Raw genomic sequence first — 442 nt, 5'->3', positions numbered from 1 at the left:
GCATTACCGCGCACCGATGGCCGGGGGCAGCATGGACATTACGCCGCCTCGGTTCAGCCAGACAAACGCCAGCGTGACGCCTCCCAAAACACGTAATATCCCTTCACGTTAAGGATGACCGGAATGAAAATCTGTTTTCCTGCCCGAAAAGCGAATGGCGAGCATTACGCTACTGTGGATGACATGATGGAGCCGCTCTTACAGGAGCCACACGGCTCCTGGCTGGCCGGAACAAATAACATGTGGCACGGTGGGATCCACATAACCCGTAAGAGCGCCCCTGGTTCCGTGCTGACAAGCGAGACGGCAGACACTGCGGTACCGCTTCAGTTTATGGCAGGCGGCGAAGTGGTAGCCTGGCGTGTGAATCAGGATTACCTGACCTCCACGTACATGAATAAGCCGTTGCAGTATTCCAGCACCTTTGTGCTGGTCAAATCCA

1 pseudogene is annotated in these 442 nt (G+C 55.7%); it reads left to right on the top strand.

Annotated elements, in window-relative coordinates:
* Positions 1 to 123 precede the first annotated feature (123 nt).
* Positions 124 to 442: pseudogene (locus HMPREF0201_RS06395) on the top strand (hypothetical protein); the annotation flags it as partial.

The organism is Cedecea davisae DSM 4568 (genome assembly GCF_000412335.2).
GTDB lineage: Bacteria > Pseudomonadota > Gammaproteobacteria > Enterobacterales > Enterobacteriaceae > Cedecea > Cedecea davisae.
This window is presented reverse-complemented; position numbering and strand designations above follow the sequence as displayed.